Below are 24393 nucleotides of genomic sequence, written 5' to 3' on the forward strand. Positions count from 1 at the left end.
CGCCCATCCTGGCCCGCCCAGCGGACAGGATCCGTCCGCTTCCCCGCGACGATGGAGACACCGGCAGACGACGACCAGGAGGACCCCGTGACCGCTCCGACCGCTCCCCCGACCGGCTCCCCCGCCCTCTCCGCCGAGCGGGCCGACCTGCTCGAGACGCTGGCCGCGCACCGCGGCTTCCTGCGTTTCACGGTGCGCGGCCTGACCGACGAGCAGGCCGCCCGCCGCACCACGGCCAGCGAGCTGACCCTCGCCACGCTCGTCAAGCACGTCGCCGTCACCGAGCGGTCCTGGGCGGACTTCGCGGTGCGCGGGACGGCGGCGCTGGAGCAGTCGCCGGAGGACTGGGGCGCCGACTGGGTGCTGCAGCCGGGCGAGACGCTCGCCTCGGTCCTCGCGCTCTACGACGAGGTGGCCGCGCGCACCGACGAGCTGGTGCGCAGCCTCGACCTCGACACGGCCCACCCGCTGCCCGAGGCGCCGTGGTTCCCGCCGGGCGCCGTCCGCTCGGTCCGCCGGGTCTTCCTGCACGTCGTGGCCGAGACCGCCCAGCACGCCGGGCACGCGGACATCCTGCGGGAGTCCCTGGACGGCCAGCGGACGATGGGCTAGCGCCCGGCCCGCTCGAGATCGGTCACCCGGGCGGCCGCCGCGTCGCGCTCCGCGGCCGCCCGCTCCGCCGCCCGCCCGGCCGCGTCGGCCCGGCGCCGGGCGGTCCCCGCCTCGCCGTCGGCTTCGGCGGCCTCCTCGCGCACCCGCGCGAGCTCGGCGGCCAGCTCCTCGACCCGTGCCGCGAGTTCCGCCGCCCGGCGCTCCGCCCGCCCGGCCCGCTCCCGGGCGGTGCGGGCGCCCCGCGCCGCCTCCTCGGCCAGGTCCGCGGCCGCCTCCGCGTCCTCCCGCGCCTCGGCCAGCTCCCGCTGCCGCCGCTCCTCGGCCGCCCGCCGCCGCTCCTCCTCGGCCCGGCGGCGCTCCTCGGCCGCCGGGTCCGGAGCCGGCCGGGCAGGCCGCTCGGGGACGGGCCGGGCCGGCCGCGGGGGCGGCACCACCCGCAGGTCGGGCCGCACGCCGAGCCCGCCGGACACCGACAGCGGGCCGGTGAGCCGCCCCGCCAGCAGCGCCTCGCCGGCGTCGGGGTCGGCCAGCGCCGCGCGCAGCGTCTGCTCCACCTGGTCGGCGACGGCGTCGCTGAGCGGGAGGCCGAGCCGCGCGGCCACGACCCGCGCCTGGCGGGTGAGCGCGGCGAGCAGCCGGGAGCGCTGGGTGCCGAGCGCCCGCAGCTGGTCGCCGGCCAGGCTCTCCTGCGCCTCCCGCAGCAGGTCACCGAGCTCCACCAGGCCGGCGATCTCGTCGGGCTGCTCGCGCACCAGCGCGTTGCACGCCCACGCCGCCGTCGACGGCTTGCCGAGGGCGGCGACCTCCGTCGCCAGCGCCCTGTCCCCCGCCGCGCGGGCCCGGCGGGCGGCCTCGGTGCGGGCGGCCACGAAGTCGCCGGGCAGCAGCCCGTAGAGCTCGTCGGCGACCTCCTCGAGGTCCACGTCGCCCCCTCCCGGCCCGTGCGGTCGCCGCCGACCCTGCCACGGGAAGACGCGACCGGCCGCGGGACGTTGCCGCCCGCGTCGCGCCGGTGGTCGACTCCCGGGCGGCGGAGAACGAGGAGGAGGGGGCGGGATGACGACCTGCGGGCACCTGGACCAGATCCGGGACGTGACGCCGGACTCGACGGAGGGGTGCGGCGACTGCCTGGCCATCGGCAGCCGGTGGGTGCACCTGCGGATGTGCCTGTCGTGCGGGCACGTGGCCTGCTGCGACTCCTCGCCGAACCGGCACGCCACCGCGCACGCCGGGACCTCCGGCCACCCGATCATCCGGTCGGTGGAGCCGGGTGAGTCCTGGCGCTGGTGCTATCCCGACGCGGCGCTCGTCTGATGGAGCTCCCGCTCGTCGCGCTGCTGGCCGGCTCCTTCGCGGTCACCGTGCTCGCCCGGCGGACCGGCGTCTCGGCGCCGCTGCTGCTGGTCGTCGTCGGCCTGGCGCTGTCGTTCGTGCCCGGGGTCCCCGACTACGCGCTGGACCCCGAGCTGATCCTCACGCTGGTGCTGCCGCCACTGCTGTACTCGGCGGCGCTGGACAGCTCCTACCTGCGGCTGCGCGCCAACCTGCGCCCGATCGGCCTGCTCGCGCTGGGCGCCGTCCTGCTGACCACGGTCGCGGTCGGGCTCGCGGCGTGGTGGCTGGTGCCCGGGCTGCCGCTGGCCTCGGCGCTGGTGCTCGGCGCCGTCGTCGCCCCGCCCGACGCCGTCGCGGCCACCGCCGTCGGCCGGCGCCTGGGCCTGCCGCGGCGGGTGATGACGATCCTCGGCGGCGAGAGCCTGGTGAACGACGCGACCGCGCTGACCGCCTACCGGGTGGCGGTCGCGGTGGCCGCCGGCGCCGGGTACGGCATCGCGCAGGGCCTCGGCGTGTTCGTGCTGGCCGCCGCGGGCGGCGCCGCGATCGGCTGGGCGCTGGGCTGGCTGGTCGACCGGATCCGGCGGCTGCTGCACGACGGCGTGCTCGAGTCCGCGATGGGCCTGCTCGTGCCCTTCGTCGGCTTCGTCGTCGCCGAGGAGGTGCACGCCTCCGGGGTGCTGGCCGTCGTGCTGGCCGGCCTCTACCTGGGGCACCGCTCCCCGGCGGCCGACCCGGTCGCCCGGCTGCAGGACCGCGCCGTCTGGCAGGCCGCCGACACCGTCCTCGAGGCCACGGTGTTCGCCCTCATCGGCCTGCAGCTGCGCGCGGTGGTGGAGGGCGTCGGGCCGTCGGTGTGGGGCATGACCGCCGTCGGGCTGGTGCTGGTGCTCGTCGCCCTGGTCGCGCGGGTGGCGTTCGTCTTCCCGACGACCTACCTGCGGCCGCTGGCCCGCCGCCGGGCCGACTGGGAGTCGCCGTCGTGGCGGCACCTGGCAGTGGTGTCGTGGGCCGGGATGCGCGGCGTGGTCTCGCTCGCCGCCGCGGCCGGCATCCCGCTGACCACGCTGGACGGCGACCCCTTCCCCGGCCGCGCGGAGGTCGTCTACCTGGCGTTCGTCGTCACCGTCGGCACGCTGCTGCTGCACGGGCTGACGCTGCCCGCCCTCATCCGCCGGCTCGGTGTGCGCGGCACGGAGAGCTCCGCCGACGCGCTGGCCGAGGCCCAGGCGCAGACCGACGCCGGGACGGCCGCCGTCGCCCGGCTCGAGGCGCTCGACGACGGCGACCCGCTGCACGCGCAGACCGTCACCGAGCTGCGCTCGCGCATCGAGGCGCGCACCAACGCCGCGTGGGAGCGGCTCGGCGGGCCGATCGCGGGCGGCGGGGAGACGCCGAGCGCGGTGTACCGGCGGCTGCGCCGGGCGATGCTCGAGGCCGAGCGGGAGGTGTTCGTGCGCTACCGCGACCAGCGCCGCATCGACGACGAGGTGTTCCGCCGGGTGCAGCACGAGATGGACCTGGAGGAGGTCACGCTGCTGCGCGAGTGATGCGCCCGCGGGCCGGGGGTGGCACGGTGGGCCCGGAGGACGGCGCCGTCCCCGCCCGGACGACGTCCCGACGCGACCGGCCTCAGCCGGCGCACGACCCGCACCGGAGTGCCCGTGGTCCCCTCCCCCGCTCCCCAGCGCAGCGCCCCCGACCCGGCCGTCGGCCCGCCGACGGTGCTGTTCGTCGCCGCCTCCGACGCGGCCGTCTCGCCGATGGCCGCCGCGCTGCTCGCCCGGCGCGCGTCCGGCCGGGTGCGGGCGCTGTCGGCCGGCTCCGCCCCGGCGGCGCGGGTCGACCCGGCCGCCGTGGCGGCGATGGCGGAGGTCGGCGTCGACCTCGCCGCCCGGCTGCCCCGGCCGCTGACCGCCGACGCGGTGCACGTCTCCGCCGTCGTCGTGCGGCTCGGCGCCGTCCGCGGCTGCCCGGTGCTGCCGGGCACCCGCTACCTCGACTGGCCGGTCGAGGAACCGGCCGGCGGGGACGCCCGCCCGGTGCGTGACGAGCTCGACCGCCGCGTGCGCGGGCTGCTGGACGAGCTGGTGGCCTGAGGCGCGAGCGCCCCGACCGGCGGCACCCGGGCCGCTAGCGCCCGAGCGCGGCCACCCGCTCCGCGCGGGCGGCGCGCAGCAGGGCCGGCAGCCGCGGGTCGGCCAGCACGGCGGCGTCCCGGACGGCGAGCTTGCGGAAGCTCTTCCCGGTGCCCTCGAGCAGCCCGCCGTCGGCGCCCGCCCCCGCCAGCGCCGCCCCGCGGTTGAAGCCCAGGTTGAGGTGCCGGTCGTACACGTCGAGGTAGGCGTAGTGCTCGGTGTTCTTCCGCGGCCCGACGCCGTAGCCGACCGTGCGCTGGTGCGGCCAGACCACCCGCACGACGGCGGGGTCGGCCTCGCGCACCAGCGCGTCGGCGGCGCGGACGAGGTCGGCGGTCGCCGGGGCGAGGCCGGCGAGCAGCAGGTCCCACGGGTCGTCGTCCATCCGGGCCATCCTGCCGCGCGCCGGGCCTAGGCTGGCCGCACCGACCCCGGAGGTGACCCTGTGTGGCTCAAGCTGCTCGGCCTGCTGCTCGTCGTCTGGCTCGTCGTCACCGTGGTCGGCTGGGTCGTCGAGGGGCTGTTCTGGCTGGCCGTCGTCGGCCTGCTGCTGGTCCTCGTGACCGGGGCGTTCGGCGTGCGGGAGCGCACCCGCCGCTAGACGGGTGCGCTCCCGCGCCGGGCGTCAGTGCGCGGCGGCCACCGCGGCCGGCCGGCTGACCCGGACCCCGACGGCGGCCACGAGGCTCACCGCGCCGAGGACGGCCAGCGCGGTGCCGAGCCCGCCGAGCGCGCCGGTGAGGGCGAGCACCACCAGCGGGCAGAAGAACTGCCCGATGAAGAAGGCCGACGTCCAGACGCCGGTACCGCGGCCGCGCTGCTCGAAGCTCAGCGAGCCGAGCGCCCAGGTGAGCAGCGACGGCAGGATCAGGCCGTTGCCGAGCCCGGTGACGACGGCGAACGCGATCACCGCGGGCACCGCCGAGGACAGGCCGAGCCCGACGATGCCGACGCCGGAGAGGGCGAAGGCGAGCGGCACGAGGACCGCCGGGCCGCGCTTGGCCAGCCGGCCGAAGAGGATGCCGCCGGCCGCGGTGCCGAGCGACGCGACCGCGCTGGCCGCGCCGATGACCGCCGTGGACTCCACGCCGATGTCGTCGAGCTTGAAGGACAGCTGGACGATCAGGACGTAGAAGACCAGGCCGCCGACCAGGGACACGCCGATCGGCGCGGCGAGCCGGCGCCAGGGCAGGGCCGGCAGCTTCTCGGCGCGCGCCGCCGCCTGCGCCTGCGGGGCCGGCTGCCAGATCAGCTTCGCCGCAGCGAGCGCGAGCGGCAGGCTGAGCGCGTACAGCCAGAAGGGCGTCCGCCAGTCGCCGGCGCCCAGCGCGCCGCCGACCGCGAAGAAGACGGTCGCCGCGACGGTGGTGAACACGACCTGGAGGCCGAAGTACCGCTCCCGCTGCGAGCCGTGGAAGTAGTCGGCCAGCAGCGTCGTGCAGCAGGTCATGATCGCGGCCTCGGTGAGGCCGAGGAGCACGCGGCTGGCGACGATGAGCTGCAGGGACGGCAGCCACAGCGGTGCGGTCCCGACGACGGCGTAGGCCACGAGCGCGCCGACGAGCAGCCGCTTGCGGCCCACCCGGTCGACGATGCGGCCGGCCACCATCGCGGTGAGGCCGATGACCAGCGCCGGCGCGGTGAGCACGACCGGCGCCAGCGCCTCGACGCCGGGGGTGCCGGCGAAGGCGTCCTGGATGCGCGGCAGGACGGGCGCCAGCAACACCGCGCCGAGCACAGCGAGGCAGCTGGACAGCAGCAGCACCAGCGCCTGCGGGCGCCCGGCGGGGCGACCCGTGGTGGGGTCGACGGCGACCTCGCCGGCCAGCGGCTCCTCCGCCGACCGCTCAGGGACCAGGACGTTCTCCGACACGGGCGTCTCCATCGACGGGCGCGCCGGTCCCGGTGACCGGCATCACTGGCGATGGAGTGTCAGGACGGCGGACGCCGAGCGGAAATCACTTGTCGTTACGGTCCCCATCGACCGGGTGGATACCCGCCGACTGCTCCCCGACCGCCAGCCGGGCCGCGCGCGAGACCAGGTCGCGGAGGTAGGCGTGCTCCGGGTCGTCGTCGAACACCGGGTGCCACCACATCGCCTCGATGAGCGGGCCGGCGTCGAAGGGGCACGGCAGCGCCCGGATGCCGGTGTTGAGCGGCAGCAGGTCGACGAGCCGGCGCTGCAGCAGCGCGATCCGGTCGCTGCCCGACACCAGCGCGGGGACGGTCAGGAAGCTCTCGGTGACCACCTGCACCTGCGGCTCGATCCCGAGCATGCGCATCTGCCGCGCGGCCGGGGTCGACGCCGTCGGCCCGTGGTAGGTGGCCACCCACGGGAGGGTCTCGAGGTCGCCGACGGTCAGGCCCGCGTCCACCACCGGGTTGTCGGCGGCCACCACGCACACCCACTCGTCGCGGTACAGGTCCCGGCGGGAGAGGTCGGTGAGGAAGCCCGGCGGCAGGAAGAGGAGGTCGGCGGTCAGCAGCGCCTGCTCCGCCCGGTCCACGATCGCCGGCGAGTGCGCGCTCAGCCGCAGCCGGGTGTGCGGCGCCTCCTCGGCCAGCAGCCCCGCGACGGTGTCCCCGAGCACCGCGACGACGTAGTCGCTGACGAGCAGGGTGAACTCGCGCGTCGAGGACGCCGGGTCGAAGCCGGGCTGGGCGGTGAACACCCGCTCCACCCCCGACAGGGCGATCCGGGCGAGCTCCCGGAGCTGGACGGCGAGCGGCGTCAGGCGGTACTCGTTGCCGACCCGGGAGAGCAGCTCGTCGCCGAAGTGCCGGCGGAGGCGGGCCAGCGACGCCGACAGCGCCGGCTGGCTCAGCCCCATCTGCGCCGCCGCCCGCGTGACGCTGCGCTGCTGGAGCAGGGCGTCGAGGGACACGAGCAGGTTGAGGTCCAGGCTCGCGAGGTTCACGGAGCGCACCGTATCGACGCCGCTGATGCCCGTCATCAGGCATTCGGTCTTCCCTCACTCCTGTGGGCTGGCCCACTGTCGGGACATGCACCACGGCCCTGACCACCACGGCCCCGACCACCTCGACCGCACGGACCCCGAGGGCGCCATCGCCGCCGCCGCGAAGCGCTGCTCCAACTGGGGCCGGTGGGGCGCCGACGACGTGCTCGGCACGCTGAACTTCCTCGACGAGGCGAAGCGGCGCGAGGGCGCGGCGCTGGTCCGCCGGGGGGCGAGCTTCTCGCTGTCGCAGTCCTTCGACACCGACGGCCCGCAGAAGGGCTGGCGCCGGCGGACCAACCCCGTGCACACGATGACCGACACGGGCACCGACGCCGAGCGGGGCGTGCAGGGCTTCCCGCACGGTATCGGCGGCGCCGATGACGTCATCGCGATGCCCCTGCAGTGCTCGACGCAGTGGGACGGCCTCGGGCACATCTTCGACCACGGCATGGCCTGGAACGGGCGCCGCGCGGGCGACGTGGTGACCAGCCTCGGCGACTCGGTGACCGGCATCGAGACCGTCGCCGACCTGATCGCCGGCCGCGGGGTGCTGCTCGACGTCGGCCGCGCCATCGGTCACACGCTCGGCACCGACGGGGAGCTCCCCGACGGCTTCGCGATCACGACCGAGCACCTCGAGGCGACGATCGCCGCCCAGGGCGCGTCCGCGGCCGTCGGCCGGGGCGACCTGCTCCTCGTGCGCACCGGGCGGCTCACCCGCGCCCGGCGCGACATCGCCGAGGGCCGCGGCTGGGGCGACTACGCCGGCGGCGCCGCCCCCGGCCTGTCGTTCACCACCGCCGACTGGCTGCACGCCACCGAGGTCGCCGGCGTCGCCACCGACACCTGGGGCTTCGAGGTCCGGCCCAACGAGTTCGACGTCGCCTTCCAGCCGCTGCACCAGGTCGCGATCCCCAACATGGGCCTGTTCATCGGCGAGATGTGGGACCTCGACGCCCTCGCCGCCGACTGCGCGCGGGACGGGCAGTGGGACTTCTGGCTCACCGCGGCCCCGCTCCGCGTGACCGGCGCCGTCGGCGCCCCCGTCAACCCGATCGCCGTCAAGTAGGAGGACCGACATGCCCGCTGTGAACACCGTCCTCGTCGTGGGCGGCGGCCTGGCCGGCGCCGGCGCCGCCGTCCACCTCGCGCAGGCCGGCGTCGCCGTCGACCTGGTCGAGATCAAGCCCGACACCGCCGCGCTCGGGTCCGGCATCACGCTGCAGGGCAACGCCCTGCGCGAGCTGCGGTCCCTCGGCGTGTGGGAGCAGGTGCAGGCCGCCGGGTACGCCTTCGACGTCACCGGCATCCGCGCGCCCGACCCGCACGGCACGGTGGTCGCCGAGGTGCCGGACGCCAAGACCGGCGGCCCGGACCTGCCCGCCGCGATGGGCATGCTCCGCCCGGAGCTCGCCCGCATCCTCCTCGACCGGGCCACCGAGGTCGGCGTCAAGGTGCGGTTCGGCACCACCCACACCGCGCTGGTCCAGGACGCCGACGGCGTCGACGTGACCTTCGCCGACGGGTCCACCGGCCGCTACGACCTCGTGGTCGGCGCCGACGGCGTCCGGTCGTGGACCCGCCGCGCGCTCGGCGTGAACCTGGAGACCCGGTCGGTCGGCATGGGCATCTGGCGGGCGTTCGGCCCGCGGCCGGCGAGCGTCACCCGCACCGACCTGTACTACGGCGGCCCGTCCTACATCGCCGGCTACTGCCCGACCGGCGAGGACTCCCTCTACGCCTACATCGTCGAGGACGCCCAGGACCGCAGTGCCCTGACCCCCGACGAGCAGCTCGCCACGATGAAGGAGCTCTCCCGGGCCTACCACGGCCCCTGGGACGAGATCCGCGAGACGCTCACCGACCCCTCGCGGGTCAACTACACCTGGTTCGAGACCCACGTCCTCGACGAGCCCTGGAACCGGGGCCGGGTCGTGCTGATCGGCGACGCCGCGCACACCTGCCCGCCCACCATCGCGCAGGGCGGGGCCATGGCCCTGGAGGACGCCGTCGTCCTCGCCGAGCTGCTGGTCGACCGGTCCGCGCTCGACCAGGACCTGTGGGACGCCTTCCACGCCCGCCGCCTCGAGCGCGCGCGGACCGTCGTCGACGCCTCCAACCAGCTCGCCCAGTGGCAGCTCGACCACGTGCGGGGCGACATCCCTGCCCTCATGCGCTCGATCGCCCAGCTGACCAGCCAGCCCGCCTAGCCAGCCTCCCGCCTCCCGCGCGCGGGAGGCGCCGTTCCAGGAGAACGACCATGACCCAGCGCCTGATCACCCACCTGCGGCACGTCGACCTCGCCGTGCCGGACCTGCGCACGCAGGAGGACTTCTTCACCAACACGTGGGGCCTGAAGGCCGAGCACAGCGACTCGGGCCTGACGTTCCTGGCCGCCGAGGGCAGCCCCGAGCAGTACGTCGTCCGGCTGCGCGAGGCCACCGACAAGCGGATCGACCTGATCTCCTTCGGCGCGGCCACCGCCGCCGACGTCGACACCCTCGCCGGGCAGCTCGCCCGCGACGGCGTCCAGCTCGTCGGCGAGCCCGACACCCTGCAGACCCCCGGCGGCGGCTACGGGTTCCGGTTCTTCGACAACGAGGGCCGCACGGTGGAGATCAGCTCCGACGTCGCCGTCCGGCAGCACCGCCGGATCGAGGAGGGCGAGTCGATCCCGGTCCGCCTCTCGCACGTCGTCATCAACTCCGCCGACCCCGAGGGCACGCGGGCGTTCTACGAGAAGCACCTGGCCTTCGCCCTGTCGGACACGCTCGTGCACCCGCGGATGGGCAACATGATGTGGTTCATGCGGGTCAACGCCTGGCACCACAGCATGGCCATCGCCCGCGGCCCGCACCCCTCGCTGCACCACGCCTCCTTCGAGATGCGCGGCATCGACGAGTACATGCGCGGCACCGGCCGGCTGCTGCGCGCGGGCGTGGAGAAGATCTGGGGCCCGGGCCGGCACCTGGCCGGCAACAACACCTTCAGCTACTTCCTCGACCCGCACGGCAACACCGTCGAGTACACGACCGAGCTCGATCTGCTCGACGAGGACACCTGGCACCCGCACGTCTACGACATCAGCAACCCCGAGGTCAGCGACCAGTGGGGCACGGCGAACGCCATGAACGAGTTCGTCGCGCAGAAGTCGTTCAACGACCCGGACAAGGGCCTGTTCGTGGCCCCGCCCGTCTGATGCGGTTCGCCACCTGGTCCGCCGGGGGCGCGGTGCGGGCCGGCGTCGTGAGCGACTCCGGCCTGCACGCGCTCCCCGAGGGGACGACGGTCCTCGACCTCGTGCGCGCGGGGCTGCCCGCCGCGCTCGCGGCCGGGGAGGAGGCGCTGCGCGGTCCGGCCGTGCCGCTGGACTCCGTCCGCCTGCTGCCGCCGCTGGAGGCGCCGACGGTCCGCGACTTCGTCACCTTCGAGGAGCACGTCGAGGGCATGGTCGCGCCCAGCGGCGAGCCGGTCGCGCCGGAGTGGTACCAGGCGCCGACGTTCTACTTCACCAATCCGTACGCGCTCGTCGGCGCGCACGACGACGTCCCGGTGCCGCCGGGCTCGCAGCGCTTCGACTTCGAGCTCGAGGTCGCCGTGGTGGTCGGCGCTGTCGAGGGCTCCGACGGCGCCTCGCTCACGCCCGAGCAGGCGCGCGACCACGTGTTCGGGTACACGGTCCTCAACGACTGGTCGGCCCGCGACCTGCAGTTCCGGGAGATGGCCGTCAAGCTCGGCCCGGCCAAGGGCAAGGACTCCGCCACGACCCTCGGGCCGTGGCTGGTGACCGCCGACGAGCTGGAGCCGCACCGGGACGCCGAGGGGTTCCTGGCCCTCGACATGCGGGTGTCGGTCAACGGCGAGCAGATCGGGCAGGACCTGCTGTCCAACATGGGCTGGCCGTTCGAGGAGCTGATCGCCTACGCCTCCCGCGGCACGGAGGTCCGCGCCGGCGACGTGCTGGGCTCGGGCACCTGCGGCAACGGCGGCTGCCTCGGCGAGCTCTGGGGCCGCCGCGGCGAGCTGTCCCCGCCGCCGCTGCGGCCCGGCGACGTCGTGGAGATGACCGTCGAGGGCATCGGCACCATCCGCAACCGCGTCGTCGAGGGCGTCGAGCTGCCGCCGGTCCGGGCCGCCCGGCCCCGCCCGCGCACCCGCACGCGCGCGGCGTGAGCCCCTCGTGAGTCTCGCCGGCCGGGTCGTCGTCGTCACCGGCGCGGCCCAGGGGCAGGGGGCGGCCGAGGCCCGGCTGCTCGCCGCCGAGGGCGCGGTCGTCGTCGCCACCGACGTGCAGGACGCCCCCGCCGAGGACCTCGGCGGGGCCGCCTACCGGCGGCTCGACGTCACCGACGCCGCCGGCTGGGCGGCGCTCGCCGCCGACCTCCGTGCGGAGCACGGCCGCGTGCACGGGCTGGTCGCCAACGCCGGGGTCACCTGGCGGGCGCGGCTGGCCGACCTCGACCCCGCCGACCTCGCCCGGGTGTCCGGGGTGAACGTCACCGGGACGCTGCTCGGCATCCAGGCGCTGACCCCGCTGATGACCGGCGGCGGCTCGGTCGTCGTCGTCGGCTCGGTGGCCGCGCTGACCGGGCACTTCCCGGTCGCCTACACCGCGTCGAAGTGGGCGCTGCGGGGGCTGGCCAAGGCCGCCTGCCTGGAGCTCGGCCCGTACGGCATCCGGGTCAACACGGTCCACCCCGGCTACGTCGAGACGCCGATGACCGCCTCGGCGGCACCGGCGTTCCGCGCCGCCAACGTCGCCGAGACCCCGCTCGGCCGCACCGGCACCGTCGACGAGGTGGCGCCCCTGGTGGCCTTCCTCCTCGGCGACGGTGCCTCCTTCATCACCGGCGCCGAGATCCCCGTCGACGGCGGGATGACCGCCCACGGCGGCGTGAAGTCGATCAGCGACGCCGTGTCCGCCGCGGCGCCGGCCGCACCCTGAGAGGAACTCCCCCGTGTTCGAGTACTTCCCCACCGGCCCCTACACCTGGAACCTGTCCGTCGTCGCCACGCTGAACTCCGGCGGGCTCATCGACGAGGTCGACCGCGCCTGCCGGCCGATCAAGGACGCCGCGAACGCCGGTGAGGACGCCGGGACGCCGGACTTCCTGCGCGCCTGGACCGCGCTGACCGACCAGCTCGTCGGCCAGGCCGAGGAAGCCGAGAAGGCCGGGCACGTGCGCACCGCCGGGCAGCTGTGGTTCCGCGCGTCGAACTACCTGGCGCAGGCCGAGCGGATGCTCGCCCACTCCGACCCGAACCGGGTGCCCACCTACCGGCGGATGCTCGAGATCGCGCAGAAGGCGTTCGACACGCACAGCCCGCGCGTCTCCCGGGTCGAGGTCCCCTACGAGGGCACGACGCTGCCCGCCTACTTCTCGCAGGCGCCGGCCGCCGACGACGGCCCCGTCCCGGTCGTCGTGCTGGTCAACGGGCTGGACTCCACCAAGGAGCACATGTACGCGTCGAACCACTGGGAGGAGCTGGCCGCGCGCGGCATCTCCTGCCTGATGCTCGACCAGCCCGGCACCGGTGAGTCGCTGCGGCTGCAGGGGCTGACGGCGCGGGTGGACACCGAGGCCTGGGGCGGCGCCGCCGTGGACTACCTGGAGACGCGCGAGGACGTCGACGCCTCGCGGATCGGGATCGTCGGCTGGTCGCTGGGCGGCTACTACGCCCCGCGCGCCGCGGCGTTCGAGAAGCGGTTCGCCCTCTGCGTGGCGTGGGGCGCCAACCACGACTGGGGCGCGGTGCAGCGCCGTCGTCGGCAGCGCGAGGGCGAGCGCCCGGTGCCGCACTACTGGGAGCACGTGCTCTGGGTGTGGGGCCAGCCCGGCGACGAGAACGACCTCGACGCCTTCCTCGACTTCGCCGACCAGGTGAACCTCGAGGGCGTCGTCGAGCAGATCACCGTGCCGTTCCTCGTCGCCCACGGCGCCAACGACCGGCAGATCCCGCTGGAGATGGCGCACCGCAGCCACTCCCAGGCCGTGAACTCGCCCAAGGCGGAGCTGCGGGTGTTCACGCCCGAGGAGGGCGCGACCGAGCACATCGGCCTGGACCACCTGCCGTACGTGAGCACCTTCGTCGCCGACTGGGTGGCCGACACCTTCGCCGAGCTCGGCCGGACGACGTCGTGAGCATGCTGTTCGTCAAGCTGCCGGTGCGCGACCTGCCCGCGGCGCGGGCGTTCTACCAGGCGCTCGGCTTCCGCGTGGAGGAGAACTCCTCCGACGACGGCGAGGCCGCGGTGGTCCTGGGCGACGAGCAGGTGCTGTCGCTGCAGACCCGTGAGCGCTTCGCCGCGCTGCTCCCGGGCGAGCCGGGCGACCCCTCGTCGGCCCCGACGGCGGTGCACGCCCTCACCGCCGGCGGCCGCGCCGAGGTCGACGACCTGGTGTCCCGCGCGATCGCGGCCGGCGGCCGTCCCGGCGCTCCCGCGCGCGAGGAGGAGGCCAGCTACAGCCGCAGCTTCGCCGACCCGGACGGCAACGTCTGGGAGGTCGTCTGGATCGACCACGTGCACGTCGTCAACTGACGCCGGGTCGCCTGGGGGCGGACGCCCTCAGGCGACCTGGAACGAGCGCCTGGCCAAGCCGATGAAGAAGCCGTCGATGGCCGTGGTGACGCCGGCCGCGGGGTCCGTGGCCACACCGAGCGTGACGAACAGCGGCGTGAAGTGCTCGACCGTGGGGTGGGCGTAGCGCAGGCCGGGCGCCCGCAGCCGGAACCGCGCCAGCTCCTCGACGTCGCCGCGCGCCAGCGCGTCGGCGGCCCACGCGTCGAAGTCCGCCGACCAGCCGGGCACCGCGCCGCCGAGCATCTCGCGGGTCAGGTACGGCAGGCCGTGGGTCATGAACCCCGACCCGACCACCAGCACGCCCTGCTCCCGCAGCGGCCGCAGCCGCTCGCCGAGCGCCAGCAGCGTCGCGGTGTCGTGGGTGGGCAGGCTCAGCTGCAGCACCGGGACGTCGGCCTCCGGGTACATGACCTTGAGCGGCACCCAGGCGCCGTGGTCGAGGCCCCGCCCGCGGTGCTCGTGCACGTGCGCGGTCTCCGGCAGGACGGCGAGCAGCTGCCGCGCCAGGTCGGAGGACTCCGGGGTGTCGTAGCGCATCCGCGCGTACATCGGGTCGAACCCGCCGAAGTCGTAGACGAGCTCGGTGGGCACCGTGCTGGTGATGCCGAGGGAGTCCGACTCCCAGTGCGCGCTGACGATGAGCACCGCCCGCGGCCGGGGCAGCGCCCGCGCCCAGGCGGCCAGGTCGCGCATCCAGGCGGCGTCCTCGAACAGCGGCGGCGCGCCGTGGGAGAGGTACAGCGCCGGCAGCGGGCCGTCGTCCGGCGTCCAGGGGCGGTGCTCCCCCAGCCCGGCCACGTGCCCGAGGTGGGCGGCGAACGGGTGGCGGGGGTCGATGCGCGCGTCGGCGAGGGCGGTCGTCGAGGCCACCGGTCAGCCCGCCAGCGGGAGGTCGAGGGCGGGCAGGTCGAGCGTGTGCGCGGTGTGGTCGCGCTTGACGGCGAGGTAGCGCGCGTTGGCCGCCGACAGGTGGACGCCGGTGGGCACCCGCTCGGTCACCGCGACGCCGGCGAGCTCGAGCTGCGCGGCCTTGTCGGGGTTGTTCGACAGCAGGCGCACGCGGTCGGCGCCGACGGCGGCGAGCATCTGCGCGGCGGCGGTGTAGTCGCGCTCGTCGTCGCCGCGGCCCAGCGCGCGGTTGGCCGCGTAGGTGTCGAGGCCGGCGTCCTGCAGGGCGTAGGCGTCGAGCTTGGCGTACAGCCCGATGCCGCGGCCCTCCTGGCGGAGGTAGAGCAGGAACCCGCCCGCGGTGGTGATCCGCTCGGCCGCCTCGCGCAGCTGCGGGCCGCAGTCGCACCGCTCCGAGCCGAAGACGTCCCCGGTGAGGCACTCGCTGTGCGGGCGCACCAGGGGCGCCTCGCCGCCGGCGGCCGACCGCTCGAGCGCGCCGCGCCAGTCGCCGAGGCCGAGCAGCAGGTGCTCGCGGCCGTCGGCCAGCCCGTCGAAGGTGACGACGTCGGCCGTCGTCGCGTAGCCGTCGGGGAAGCGCATCGGCACCGTCACGCGGGTGCGCACGGTCGCCGCCGGGGCCGGGGACACGACGCCCGCGTCGAGGGAGAGAGTCATCGCGACCTCCGCTTCAGTTGTACCTACAACCGATGACGCTAGTCCCCTTTGGTTGAAGCGACAAGTACCGCGGTGTCACCATGGGGTCGTGGCGGAGTGGCTGAGCGAGGACGAAATGGCGGCGTGGGTGCGCCTGGTCGCCGTCGTGGAGCTGCTGCCCGGCGTCCTCGACGGCCAGCTGCGCCGCGACGCGCAGGTGACCCACTTCGACTACCACGTGCTGGCGATGCTGTCGGAGGCCCCGGACCGGACGCTGCGCATGACCGAGCTGGCCACCCGCACCAACGCCACGCTGCCGCGGCTGTCCCACGTCGTGCGCCGGCTCGAGGAGCGCGGGCTGGTCGAGCGGGCACCCTGCCCCTGGGACGGCCGGGCCACCAACGCCCGGCTCACCGACGCGGGCTGGGCGAAGGTGCGCGCGACCGCGCCGGGGCACGTGGCCACCGTCCGCGAGCACGTCATCGACGCGCTCACCCCCGAGCAGGTGACGCAGCTGGCCGGCATCGCCGACGCGGTCCTGCGCCGCCTCGACCCCGACGGGAAGATGGCCGGGCTGCCGGGGGACGCCCCCGGAGGGGACCGCCGTCGGGCAGGGTGAGCCCATGACCGCTCCCCTCGCCGTGCTGGTCCACGGCCTGTGGCACGGCGCCTGGTGCTTCGACGGCGTCCGCGCCGCCCTCGGCGAGCGCGGCGTCGACAGCCTCGCCGTCGACCTGCCGCTCACCGACCTGCCCGCCGACACCGCGGCGCTCCGGTCGGCGCTGGACGCCGCGGGCCGCCCGGCGGTGCTGGTCGGGCACTCCTACGGCGGCGCGGTGGTCACCGGCGCCGGCACGCACCCGCTGGTCCGCGAGCTGGTGTTCCTCGCCGCCTTCGCGCTCGACGACGGCGAGTCGGTGAGCCGCACCCGGCTCGGCGACCTGCCCGACACCCGGCTGGCCGAGGCGATGGTGGTGTCCGGCGACGAGATGGGCCTGGACCCCGTGCTGGGCGCCCGGCTGCTCTACGGCGACGCGCCGTTCGAGGTCGCCGCGGCGGCGCTGGCCCGGCTGCGCCCGGTGGGCCGGCAGGTGTTCCGCGGCGTGCCGGGGTCGATCGCCTGGCGCGGCGTGCCCTCGACCTATGCCGTGTGCACCGCCGACGAGGCCGTGCACCCCGAGCGGCAGCGCGCGATGGCGACCCGGGCGGGCGCCCGCACGGTCGAGTGGACCTGCGGCCACAGCCCGGCCGCCACCTGCCCGGAGGCGGTCGCCGACCTCGTCGCGGAGCGGGTCCGGGCCCTGGGCTGACCGATGAGCCGGGGGTCCCCGGCCGGTCTGCCCTGGGGACGCACCGACGAGGAGGAGCCCTATGACCGTCACGAGCGTGCTCGCGCAGGCCACCGTCAGCGACCTCGACCGCGCCGAGCGGTGGTACGCCACCCTGTTCGGCCGCGCCCCCGACAGCCGGCCCATGGACGGGCTGATCGAGTGGCACCTGACCGCCGACGCCGGCGTGCAGGTGTGGCACGACCCGGAGCGCGCCGGCCGGTCGACGACGGTCCTCGGCGTCAGCGACGTCGACGCCGCCGCCCGCGACCTGACCGCGGCCGGCGTCGCGCACGTCGGGCCGGAGCCCGGCGGCGGGAGCCGCGTCGTCCGGCTGGACGACCCCGACGGCAACCGCGTCGTCCTGATCGGCGACTGACGGCGCGCCGGCCCTCCGGCGGGAGGTCAGCCGGCCACGCGGGTGGACATCCCGGTGTAGTCGACGACGAGGCCGTCGTCATCGACGGTGAGCTCGAAGGCGCCGTGGGCGTCGTCGGAGTACCGCCAGCTCCGCTCCCCCAGGCGCCGGTAGGTCTGGTCGACGCGGGTGACGCCCAGCGCCGGGACGTCGACCCACGCCACGGGGGTGACCACCTCCTCCCCCGCGGCCAGGCCCGCGAGCCGCCGGATCGGGAGGGTGTTGGTGAGCGGGGTGGCCGCGACGTCGACGTCGACGCAGCCGTCGAGCGCCGGGTCGGGCTCGCCGTCGCGGGTCCACCGGCGGTCGTCGCCGGCCGCGAGCACCAGCCTCCGCTCGCCCGCCGCGGACACCGCCGTCACCTCCACCGACCGCGTCGCACAGGCGTCGTCGACCTCGACGCGGAACGAGCAGGCGAGCAGGGTCTCCGGTCCGGCGAGCACCTCGGTGCCGTGGAACAGCCAGCCGCCCGGCCGCCGCTCCATCCGCGCCAGGCTGTGCCCGGCGTCCTCGTCGGCCCGCCGCCACGCCACCACCCGGGTCGTCATGCGCGGAGGCTAGGACCCCCTGCCGACGGTCGCGGGGCGCTCACCCCGGCCGAGCGGGCGAGCAGGGCGGCCTGCATGCGGCTCGTGAGCCCGAGCTTGGCCAGCACGCGGGAGACGTGCGTCTTCGCCGTCGCCTCGGTGATGGTCAGCGCGGCCGCGACGTCGGCGTTGGACATCCCCTCCCCGAGGCAGCCGAGGACGTCCCGCTCGCGCGGTGTGAGCCCGGCGAGCTCCGGGGGCGGTGGCTGCGCGTCCCCCGCGGCCGGGACGACGAACCGGTCGAGCAGCCGCCGCGTCACCTCGGGGGCGAGCACGCCCTGCCCGCCAGCGACGCGGCGGACGGCGTCGACGAGGGTGGCCGCGCCGGCGGACTTGAGCAGGAAGCCCGCGGCGCCGGCCTGCAGGGCACCGACGACGTACTCGTCGAGGTCGAAGGTGGTGAGCACGAGCACCTCCGCGAGCCGCTCGGAGACGACGGCACGGGTGGCCGCGATGCCGTCGGTGCCGGGCATCCGCAGGTCCATGAGGACGACGTCGGGGCGCAGCGCCCGGGCGTTGCCGACCGCGGCGGCGCCGTCGGCGGCCTCGCCCACGACCTCGATCCCCTCGCCGGTCTCCAGCAGCGCGCGCAGGCCGCTGCGCACGGCGGGGTGGTCGTCGGCGAGCAGCACCCGCACGGTCACGCGCCGACCCCCGCGGGGACGGCGAGCGGCAGCTCCGCGGCGACCGACCAGCGGGTGCGGGCGTCGTCGGCCCAGCCGGCGGCGAAGCGGCCGCCCAGGGACTCGGCGCGCTCGCGCATGGTGAGCAGGCCCAGGCCGGCGCCGGGGACGTCGGGGCCGCCGGAGCCGCCCGGGCCGTCCGCGCTGTCGACCCGCAGGGCGAGCCGGCCCCCCGACGTCCCGACGGCCACCTCCGCGCGGCCGCCGGGCGCGTGCTTGACCACGTTGGTGAGCGCCTCCTGCAGCACCCGGTAGGCCGCCTGCTCCACCGCCGCCGGGAGCTCCGGCAGCGGCCCGGCGTCGAGGGTGACCGTCAGCCCGGCGGTGCGGGCGCCGGCGACCAGGGCGCCGAGCCGGTCGAGGCGCGGGGCGGCCGCGACGGGTCCGGCGTCGGCGCGCAGCAGCAGGATCATCGCCCGCATCTCCTCCAGCGACGTGAGGGCGGACGCGCGGACGGCCTCCAGCGCCGCGCGCTCCCGCTCGGCGCCGGGCACGGGCGGGCGGGCGAGCGCGGCCTCGGCGTGCAGCGCCACCGCGGAGACGTTCCCGGCGACGGCGTCGTGCAGGTCGCGCGCCATCCGCCCGCGCTCCTCGGCCCGGGCCTCGGCCGCGCGGAGGTCGGCGAGGTCGCGCAGGTCGTCGGCGCGGGCGCGGGCGAGGTCGGCCAGCTCGCGCTCGCGCCGGACGGCCAGACCCCACCACAGCGGCGTGGTGAGCACGACGAACGTCTGCAGCGCGAGGAACGCCGTGACCCGCAGGTCCCGGGTCGCCGTCCACCCGAGCACCAGCGACAGGGACACCAGCGCCCACGACGCGGCGCGCAGCCGCAGCACCGCCGTCGGCCCCGCGTGCAGCGCGGCGGAGTAGACGAGGTCGAACAGGACGAGCAGCATCCCGATGCTGCCGCCGAGCGCCACGTCGGCGGCGAAGAGGACGGCGCCGGCGGACAACGCGGCCACCGGACGGCGCCGCCTGCCGAGCATCGCCAGGCAGCCGAGCACGAGCGGGACGGCGTGCCACCAGCCGCTGCCGTCCGGCCGGCCGCTCCACAGGCCGGACAGGCCGGCGGCGACCAGCACCAGGCCGGCGGCGCCGGTGAGCACGGCGTCGCTGACGTCTCGGGCGCGATCGGTGCCCCGCACCCGCGTGACCCACAGGTGCCGGAGGACGGCGAGGGCTCCCACCCGCTCATCCCAGCACGGGGTGCCACCCGCCGACGTCCGTCGAAGGGTGTACGCCGCGCCCCGGGGACACCTCCTCCGGCCGACGACGGCGGCGGTCCGGGGGGCGAGGGTCGGCGTCGTGGACCTCGAACTGCTCGCCCTCGTCCCGCTGGCGCTGGTGGACAGCACCAGCGTCGGGACCCTGCTGCTGCCGATCTGGTTCCTGCTCGCGCCGGGCCGGGTGCGCGCGCGGCGGCTGCTGGTCTTCCTGGGCACGATCGCCGGCTTCTACCTGCTGGTGGGTCTGGCCCTGCTGGCCGGCGCGGAGGCCCTGCGGGACCGGGCCGCGGGACTCGGCGACTCCTCCGCGCTGACCGTCGTGCAGCTGCTGCTCGGCGTCACGCTGTTCGCGTCGAGCTTCGCGATGGGCCGCCGGCGCGAGGGGAGCCGCCGGTCCGGCCGGGTGCTGCGCTGGCGGGACCGGGCCGTGGGCGGCGGGGAGGGCGGCGGGGAGGGCGGCACCGGCGTGCTGGTCGGGCTCGCGCTGGGTGCGGGGCTGCTCGAGCTGGCCACGATGCTGCCCTACCTCGCCGCGATCGGGCTGCTCGGCGGGTCGGGCCTGTCCCCCGTGCTGCAGGGCGGTGTGCTGGCCGGCTACTGCCTGGTGATGGTGCTGCCGGCGCTGCTCCTGCTGGCGCTGCGGCTGCTGGCCGCCCGGCAGGTGGAGCCGCTGCTCGCGCGGGTGGGGTCGTGGCTGGAACGCACCGGCGCCGAGACGACGGCGTGGGTCGTCGGGATCGCCGGCTTCCTGCTCGCGCGCGACGCGCTCGGCCGCCTGCCGGCGCTGACCGGGTGGCTCGACGGCCTGGGGACCGGCGTCTGACTCCGCCGCGGTCCGGGGAACCGACCCGTCCGCGGCGCGTCGTGTGCGCCCGCCGGGGGCCGGGTAGGTGGCCGCCGACCTGCACGTTCCGAACCAGGGAGCACCGATGACCACGCCCGAGACGACGACCCGTGACGCCGCCACCGGCCAGCGCGACATCAAGTCCCACGAGACGACCAGCTTCGCCGACCTCGGCAAGGAGATGTGGTCCTACCTCACCGGCAAGGGCGCGGCGATCAACTACGAGTTCGTCGACATGACCGTCGAGGTGCCGCGCGAGACCGGGCCGTCCGCGCCCCGGGCCACGTGGAAGCTCAACGGGACGCTGCGCATCACGACCGCCGAGAACGCCAGCCGGGGATGACCCCGGAGGGCGACCGCCGGCTCGAGGTGACCGCCGACCTGCGCCTGGAGGTCGACGGCGTCCCGGTGCGGGTGGAGGCGTCCGGGTCGGAGATCTCGGTGACCTCCGACGACGTCCGGCGCCTGTTCGCCGCCGTCCGGGTGGCCGGCGGGGCCGCCACCCAGGGGTCACCCGGGCGGACCGAGCTGGCGCGCGTGGCCGACACGCTCGCCGGCCACGGGCTCACCGCGCGGCTCGACGGGCCGGCCGGCCGGGTGCTGAGCCTGGGGGCCGACGTCGACTCGCCGGCCGGCTCGGCCCTCCTGGGCACGCGGCGGGCCCGGCTGCACCCCGCCGGGGCGCTGCGCAGCAGCGGCCCGGTCCCCGTGGCGGCCGCGGGGCTGCTGCTGATAGCGATCGCCGCGCTGGCCCGCCGGCGACGGCGCTGAGTCCGGGCCGGCCCGCGTCGCGCGGGCCGGCCCGGGACGTCCCGCGCGCGCTCAGGCGGTGCGGGCGCCCTCCCACAGGTCGATGCCGGCGTCGACCGCGTGCTGGTCGATGCGGCGGAGCTCGTCCTCGGAGAACTGCAGGTTCCCCAGCGCCGCGACGTTCTGCTCGAGCTGGCCGACGCTGCTCGCGCCGATGAGCACGCTGGTGACCCGCTCGTGGCGCAGCGCCCACGCCAGCGCCATCTGCGCGAGCGACTGACCCCGCTCCTGCGCCATCCCGTTCAGGGCACGGACGTGCGCGAGCGACTCCTCGGTGAGCAGGTCGGTCGACAGCGACTTGCCCTGCGTGGCGCGGGAGCCTGCGGGGATGCCGTCGAGGTACTTGTCGGTGAGCATCCCCTGCGCGAGCGGGGAGAAGGCGATGCAGCCGGCACCGACGTCGGCGAGGGTGTCGAGCAGTCCCTCGGTCTCCACCCAGCGGTTGAGCATCGAGTAGCTGGGCTGGTGGATGAGCAGCGGCGTGCCGAGGTCGGCGAGGATCGCGGCGGCCTTCGCGGTGTCCTGCGGCGAGTAGGACGAGATGCCGGCGTAGAGCGCCTTTCCCGACCGGACGGCGGTGTCGAGCGCGCCCATCGTCTCCTCGAGCGGCGTCGTCGGGTCGGGCCGGTGGGAGTAGAAGACGTCGACGTAGTCCAGGCCCATGCGGGCCAGCGACTGGTCGAGGCTCGCCAGCACGTACTTCCGCGACCCGCCGCCCTGGCCGTAGGGGCCGGGCCACATGTCCCAGCCGGCCTTGGTGGAGAGGACCAGCTCGTCGCGGTACGGGCGGAAGTCGTCGCGCAGGTGCCGGCCGAAGTTGGTCTCCGCGCTGCCATAGGGCGGGCCGTAGTTGTTGGCCAGGTCGAAGTGGGTGATCCCGAGGTCGAAGGCCCGGCGCAGGACGGCGCGCTGGCGGTCGAGCGGGACGTCGTCGCCGAAGTTGTGCCAGAGGCCGAGGCTGACGGCCGGGAGGTCCAGGCCGCTGCGGCCGGTGCGGCGGTAGGTCATGGAGTCGTAGCGGTTCTCGGCGGCGGCATACGTCATGACGTCGATCCTGCCTCCCACTCCTCCAGGCCGCGCCGGGTCACCAGGGCGGCGGCTGCGTGGTCGCGGTGAGGCCACTGGGCGTGGTGACGGTGAGCGTGCCGTCGGGCTGCAGGTCGTGGCGCCAGCCGGGTGCCTGGTGCTTGCCGCGGTGGTGGCCGGTGCAGAAGCCGGTGAGGTTGCCGGCGGCGGTCGCACCGAGCGGCCAGGGCGTGCCGTGGTCGAGCTCGCCCTTCCTGGGGACGGGGCGGCGGCAGCCGGGGAAGCGGCAGCGGCGGTCGCGGGCGCGGACGTGCCGGTCGAGGGCGGCGCCGGGCCGGTAGCTGTCGGTCTCGCCGGGTGCGTGCAGGCCGGTGCCGGCGCGGGTGGCGCGGCGCAGGCCGGGCAGGTCGGTGAGGGTGAGCAGGGCGCCGGTGAGGGCGTGGGTGACGGCGATGCGGGGCCGGTCGGCGAGCCCGCCGCCCGCGGTGCGGGTGAGCAGGTCGCCGAGCTCCGCTCGGGTGGCGTCGGTGGCTCGCGCCAGGGCGGTGATCGCGTCGGCCGCTGCGGTCACGCGGCCGGCCGGACTGTCCACCCAGGCGCCCTCGTCACTTGCGTCGGCGCGCTCGGCGGTGGCCACCAGGCGGCGGGCGTGGCCGACCGCATCCTGCGCGGCGAGCAGCGCGGAGCCGGCGGCGGTCACCGCGTCGTCGGCGCGGGCCCACCACCCGTCGGGCGCGGTTTGGGGTGCTGGCGGGGTGTCGGGCCGGGGCTCGCCCGGGTCGGGATCGAGGTCGCCGCACGGTGGTGACCAGCCGGGTGGTGGCCCGGGCTCGTCATCGAGCGCGGGGTCGAGGTCGGCGTAGAGCTCGCCGGTGGCGACGCGGCGTTCGATCTCGGCCCACCAGGCCGCCTCGACCTCCAGTTCGGCGATGTGCTGGGCGATGGCGGCGTCGCTCAGGCCGCGCAGCGGGTCCTCGCCCTTGACCAGGCTGACGGTCTCGCCCGTGCCGGGGGCCGTGGTGTCCTCGGCCGTGGCGTCCGCGGCGGCGCCCTCGGCTGAGGCGGGTTTCCCGGCGGCTGTGCCGTCCGCTGCGGGGTCGCCCGTCTCCACGGGTGCTGGTCGCTCACCCGCGGCGGTGCCCTCGGCGGTGTCCGTGCCGGCCGGCGCGGAGTCCTCGGGCACGGCGTCCTCGGCGGGGTCCCCAGCAGCGGCCTCCTCGGCGGGGGTGATGCGGGCGCCGGTCAGGGCGGCGAGCAGGGCCCGGACGACCTCGGCCGGGACGACCTGGCCGTCGATCTCGCACGGCTGGTCACCACCGAGCAGCGCGCCGACCGGAGCGACCACGGTCAGCACTATCTGCACCGGTGACAGCCCGTGCTCCCCGGGCCGCAGCACCAGATCCATCAGGGCGTCGGCCATCTTCTGCCCGCGGGTGCGCCCGTCGTCGGGCAGCGCATCGGCATAGGCGCCCAGCGCCGCCATCAGCGCCGCGGCTTCGGGAGTGGTGAGCAGCGCGGAGACGACCGCCATGCCGTCACAGGAGTCCGGCCGGCACGACAGGCCGCGCCGCGTGATGGCCCGCGCGAGGTCCTCGGCCGCGGACCGGGCCTTGCGCTTGAGCACCTCGCGGCGGGCCTTGTCCCGCAGCTGCGCCGGCGTGCACACCGTCCCCCGGCGGACGGCCCACGCCAGCAGGTCCCGCTCCAGCGCGGCGCGCACCGTGTCGTCGGCGACCGGCGCGACGTGGTCGAGCAGCGCGGTGACGTGCCCGCCGTGCACCGCCCCGGACTCCAGCGCGTCCAGCGTCGCCGGCAGCCGGTGGACCAGCGTCAGCGACCGCACCAGCAGCGCCTCCGCGGCGTTCGAGGTCAGCGACAGCGCCACCACCAGCTCCTGGGTGGCCCACTCGCTCACCGACCGCAGCAGCTCCGGCCGCGCCGCCCACCGGTCCGCCGCCATCGCACCCCGCGCGCCCTGCGGCCGGTCCACCGAGGACGGCCGCGAGAGCGCGAACGCCGCCACCGCCCGGTACCGCAGCGCCGACTGCCGCGACACCTCACGATCCGCGGCCTGCACCAGCCCCAGCGGCCCGGACGCCCACCCCACGGCAGGCGCCCCGGCGGGAGCGGGCAGGACCGTCGTCACGTTCTCGATCATACGTTCGAGCAGGAGCGCGAACAACCCCTGTGGACAGATGTAACCGCAGGTCAGGAGGCCGCCGCGACGCTCCTGGACCCCGCCGTCCGGAGCCTCACGCCCCTCGCCCATGCTGGCCCGGTACGGAACCGAACCGGTCGGAC

29 protein-coding genes are annotated in these 24393 nt (G+C 76.2%); 18 read left to right on the top strand and 11 right to left on the bottom strand.

Translation table 11 applies throughout. The features are described 5' to 3' along the window. Positions 1-87 precede the first annotated feature (87 nt). Positions 88-612 carry a DinB family protein gene (locus BUE37_RS13155; protein WP_073420546.1) on the top strand — a complete coding sequence of 175 codons (525 nt, stop codon included), beginning with the start codon at positions 88-90 and terminating at the stop codon, positions 610-612. On the opposite strand, the gene BUE37_RS13160 is transcribed toward BUE37_RS13155, so the two are convergent. After that, a complete protein-coding gene (locus tag BUE37_RS13160) occupies positions 609-1535 on the bottom strand; it encodes a hypothetical protein (protein WP_073420547.1) in 927 nt (308 codons plus the stop codon). The two genes, BUE37_RS13155 and BUE37_RS13160, sit on opposite strands and share 4 nt — an antisense overlap. Positions 1536-1668: 133 nt before the next feature. Between BUE37_RS13160 and BUE37_RS13165 the strand changes: the two genes are divergently transcribed. From BUE37_RS13165 to BUE37_RS13175, 3 genes are all read left to right on the top strand, one after another. Then, positions 1669-1926: a UBP-type zinc finger domain-containing protein gene (locus tag BUE37_RS13165; protein WP_073420548.1), complete on the top strand. Its 258-nt coding sequence runs from the start codon at positions 1669-1671 to the stop codon at positions 1924-1926. Next, on the top strand, positions 1926-3497 hold the full coding sequence (locus tag BUE37_RS13170) for a Na+/H+ antiporter (protein ID WP_217651226.1): 1572 nt from the start codon (positions 1926-1928) through the stop codon (positions 3495-3497). The genes BUE37_RS13165 and BUE37_RS13170 overlap by 1 nt, the downstream gene beginning before the upstream one ends. A 114-nt stretch (positions 3498-3611) precedes the next feature. Next, entirely contained in the window at positions 3612-4046 is a 435-nt protein-coding gene (locus BUE37_RS13175) for an arsenate-mycothiol transferase ArsC (RefSeq protein ID WP_073420831.1), read from the top strand. A gap of 34 nt (positions 4047-4080) precedes the next feature. On the opposite strand, the gene BUE37_RS13180 is transcribed toward BUE37_RS13175, so the two are convergent. After that, entirely contained in the window at positions 4081-4470 is a 390-nt protein-coding gene (locus tag BUE37_RS13180) for a hypothetical protein (RefSeq protein ID WP_073420549.1), read from the bottom strand. A 60-nt stretch (positions 4471-4530) separates the two neighbouring features. Between BUE37_RS13180 and BUE37_RS23890 the strand changes: the two genes are divergently transcribed. Then, positions 4531-4686, top strand: a complete 156-nt coding sequence (locus BUE37_RS23890; protein WP_175562864.1) for a hypothetical protein — start codon at positions 4531-4533, stop codon at positions 4684-4686. 24 nt (positions 4687-4710) lie between these two features. On the opposite strand, the gene BUE37_RS13185 is transcribed toward BUE37_RS23890, so the two are convergent. Beyond that, positions 4711-5958 (bottom strand): MFS transporter, encoded by a 1248-nt coding sequence (locus BUE37_RS13185; RefSeq protein WP_217651227.1) that lies wholly within the window; start codon positions 5956-5958, stop codon positions 4711-4713. An 85-nt stretch (positions 5959-6043) separates the two neighbouring features. Further along, positions 6044-7003 (bottom strand): LysR family transcriptional regulator, encoded by a 960-nt coding sequence (locus tag BUE37_RS13190; protein WP_073420833.1) that lies wholly within the window; start codon positions 7001-7003, stop codon positions 6044-6046. Positions 7004-7088: 85 nt separating this feature from the next. Here BUE37_RS13190 and BUE37_RS13195 point away from each other — a divergent pair, with 85 nt between their 5' ends. From BUE37_RS13195 to BUE37_RS13225, 7 genes are read left to right on the top strand one after another with little or no spacing between them, the layout of a single operon-like run. Further along, a complete protein-coding gene (locus tag BUE37_RS13195) occupies positions 7089-8114 on the top strand; it encodes a cyclase family protein (RefSeq protein WP_073420550.1) in 1026 nt (341 codons plus the stop codon). A 10-nt stretch (positions 8115-8124) separates the two neighbouring features. Continuing rightward, a complete protein-coding gene (locus tag BUE37_RS13200) occupies positions 8125-9255 on the top strand; it encodes an FAD-dependent oxidoreductase (RefSeq protein WP_073420551.1) in 1131 nt (376 codons plus the stop codon). 50 nt (positions 9256-9305) lie between these two features. After that, positions 9306-10244 carry a VOC family protein gene (locus tag BUE37_RS13205; protein ID WP_073420552.1) on the top strand — a complete coding sequence of 313 codons (939 nt, stop codon included), beginning with the start codon at positions 9306-9308 and terminating at the stop codon, positions 10242-10244. Beyond that, a complete protein-coding gene (locus BUE37_RS13210) occupies positions 10244-11218 on the top strand; it encodes a fumarylacetoacetate hydrolase family protein (RefSeq protein ID WP_073420553.1) in 975 nt (324 codons plus the stop codon). Before BUE37_RS13205 ends, BUE37_RS13210 begins: the two co-directional genes overlap by 1 nt. A 7-nt stretch (positions 11219-11225) precedes the next feature. Then, positions 11226-11990: an SDR family NAD(P)-dependent oxidoreductase gene (locus BUE37_RS13215; protein ID WP_073420554.1), complete on the top strand. Its 765-nt coding sequence runs from the start codon at positions 11226-11228 to the stop codon at positions 11988-11990. Positions 11991-12003: 13 nt separating this feature from the next. After that, positions 12004-13188: an alpha/beta hydrolase family protein gene (locus BUE37_RS13220; protein ID WP_073420555.1), complete on the top strand. Its 1185-nt coding sequence runs from the start codon at positions 12004-12006 to the stop codon at positions 13186-13188. A 2-nt stretch (positions 13189-13190) separates the two neighbouring features. Then, positions 13191-13586 carry a VOC family protein gene (locus BUE37_RS13225; protein WP_083628612.1) on the top strand — a complete coding sequence of 132 codons (396 nt, stop codon included), beginning with the start codon at positions 13191-13193 and terminating at the stop codon, positions 13584-13586. A gap of 27 nt (positions 13587-13613) precedes the next feature. Here BUE37_RS13225 and BUE37_RS13230 read toward each other — a convergent pair whose 3' ends face one another. Together BUE37_RS13230 and BUE37_RS13235 are read right to left on the bottom strand one after the other, a co-directional pair. Continuing rightward, positions 13614-14498 (bottom strand): dioxygenase family protein, encoded by an 885-nt coding sequence (locus BUE37_RS13230; protein WP_073420557.1) that lies wholly within the window; start codon positions 14496-14498, stop codon positions 13614-13616. Positions 14499-14501: 3 nt separating this feature from the next. Beyond that, positions 14502-15194, bottom strand: a complete 693-nt coding sequence (locus tag BUE37_RS13235) for a GTP cyclohydrolase II (RefSeq protein WP_073420558.1) — start codon at positions 15192-15194, stop codon at positions 14502-14504. Positions 15195-15282: 88 nt separating this feature from the next. Here BUE37_RS13235 and BUE37_RS13240 point away from each other — a divergent pair, with 88 nt between their 5' ends. From BUE37_RS13240 to BUE37_RS13250, 3 genes are all read left to right on the top strand, one after another. Continuing rightward, positions 15283-15792: a MarR family winged helix-turn-helix transcriptional regulator gene (locus BUE37_RS13240; RefSeq protein WP_245794588.1), complete on the top strand. Its 510-nt coding sequence runs from the start codon at positions 15283-15285 to the stop codon at positions 15790-15792. A 4-nt stretch (positions 15793-15796) separates the two neighbouring features. Then, positions 15797-16483 carry an alpha/beta hydrolase gene (locus BUE37_RS13245; protein ID WP_073420560.1) on the top strand — a complete coding sequence of 229 codons (687 nt, stop codon included), beginning with the start codon at positions 15797-15799 and terminating at the stop codon, positions 16481-16483. A gap of 61 nt (positions 16484-16544) precedes the next feature. After that, positions 16545-16880, top strand: coding sequence for a VOC family protein (locus BUE37_RS13250; RefSeq protein ID WP_073420561.1), 336 nt, complete (start codon positions 16545-16547; stop codon positions 16878-16880). A gap of 26 nt (positions 16881-16906) precedes the next feature. Here BUE37_RS13250 and BUE37_RS13255 read toward each other — a convergent pair whose 3' ends face one another. Genes BUE37_RS13255 through BUE37_RS13265 form a run of 3 tightly spaced genes read right to left on the bottom strand, consistent with a single transcriptional unit; the run spans position 16907 to position 19373 of the window. Next, positions 16907-17467 (bottom strand): putative glycolipid-binding domain-containing protein, encoded by a 561-nt coding sequence (locus BUE37_RS13255; protein WP_083628613.1) that lies wholly within the window; start codon positions 17465-17467, stop codon positions 16907-16909. Next, complete coding sequence (locus BUE37_RS13260; RefSeq protein WP_073420563.1) at positions 17464-18150, bottom strand: response regulator; 687 nt, start codon at positions 18148-18150, stop codon at positions 17464-17466. The genes BUE37_RS13255 and BUE37_RS13260 overlap by 4 nt, the downstream gene beginning before the upstream one ends. After that, positions 18147-19373, bottom strand: a complete 1227-nt coding sequence (locus BUE37_RS13265; RefSeq protein WP_083628614.1) for a sensor histidine kinase — start codon at positions 19371-19373, stop codon at positions 18147-18149. Before BUE37_RS13265 ends, BUE37_RS13260 begins: the two co-directional genes overlap by 4 nt. A 118-nt stretch (positions 19374-19491) precedes the next feature. On the opposite strand from BUE37_RS13265, the gene BUE37_RS13270 reads away from it, so the two are divergent. The 3 genes from BUE37_RS13270 (at position 19492) to BUE37_RS13280 (ending at position 21027) form a co-directional block, all read left to right on the top strand. Then, positions 19492-20235 carry a GAP family protein gene (locus BUE37_RS13270; RefSeq protein ID WP_073420564.1) on the top strand — a complete coding sequence of 248 codons (744 nt, stop codon included), beginning with the start codon at positions 19492-19494 and terminating at the stop codon, positions 20233-20235. Positions 20236-20341: 106 nt separating this feature from the next. Next, positions 20342-20599 carry a hypothetical protein gene (locus BUE37_RS13275; RefSeq protein WP_073420565.1) on the top strand — a complete coding sequence of 86 codons (258 nt, stop codon included), beginning with the start codon at positions 20342-20344 and terminating at the stop codon, positions 20597-20599. After that, a complete protein-coding gene (locus tag BUE37_RS13280) occupies positions 20596-21027 on the top strand; it encodes a hypothetical protein (protein WP_073420566.1) in 432 nt (143 codons plus the stop codon). The genes BUE37_RS13275 and BUE37_RS13280 overlap by 4 nt, the downstream gene beginning before the upstream one ends. A gap of 51 nt (positions 21028-21078) precedes the next feature. Here BUE37_RS13280 and mgrA read toward each other — a convergent pair whose 3' ends face one another. Then, complete coding sequence (gene mgrA, locus BUE37_RS13285; RefSeq protein WP_073420567.1) at positions 21079-22110, bottom strand: L-glyceraldehyde 3-phosphate reductase; 1032 nt, start codon at positions 22108-22110, stop codon at positions 21079-21081. Between the two features lie 40 nt (positions 22111-22150). Further along, the gene (locus BUE37_RS13290) at positions 22151-24238 is read right to left on the bottom strand and encodes an HNH endonuclease signature motif containing protein (protein WP_139252953.1); all 2088 of its coding nucleotides are present in this window, start codon (positions 24236-24238) and stop codon (positions 22151-22153) included. Positions 24239-24393: the final 155 nt, after the last annotated feature.

Origin of the sequence: Geodermatophilus nigrescens, assembly GCF_900129495.1 — a bacterium.
Taxonomy (GTDB): domain Bacteria; phylum Actinomycetota; class Actinomycetes; order Mycobacteriales; family Geodermatophilaceae; genus Geodermatophilus; species Geodermatophilus nigrescens.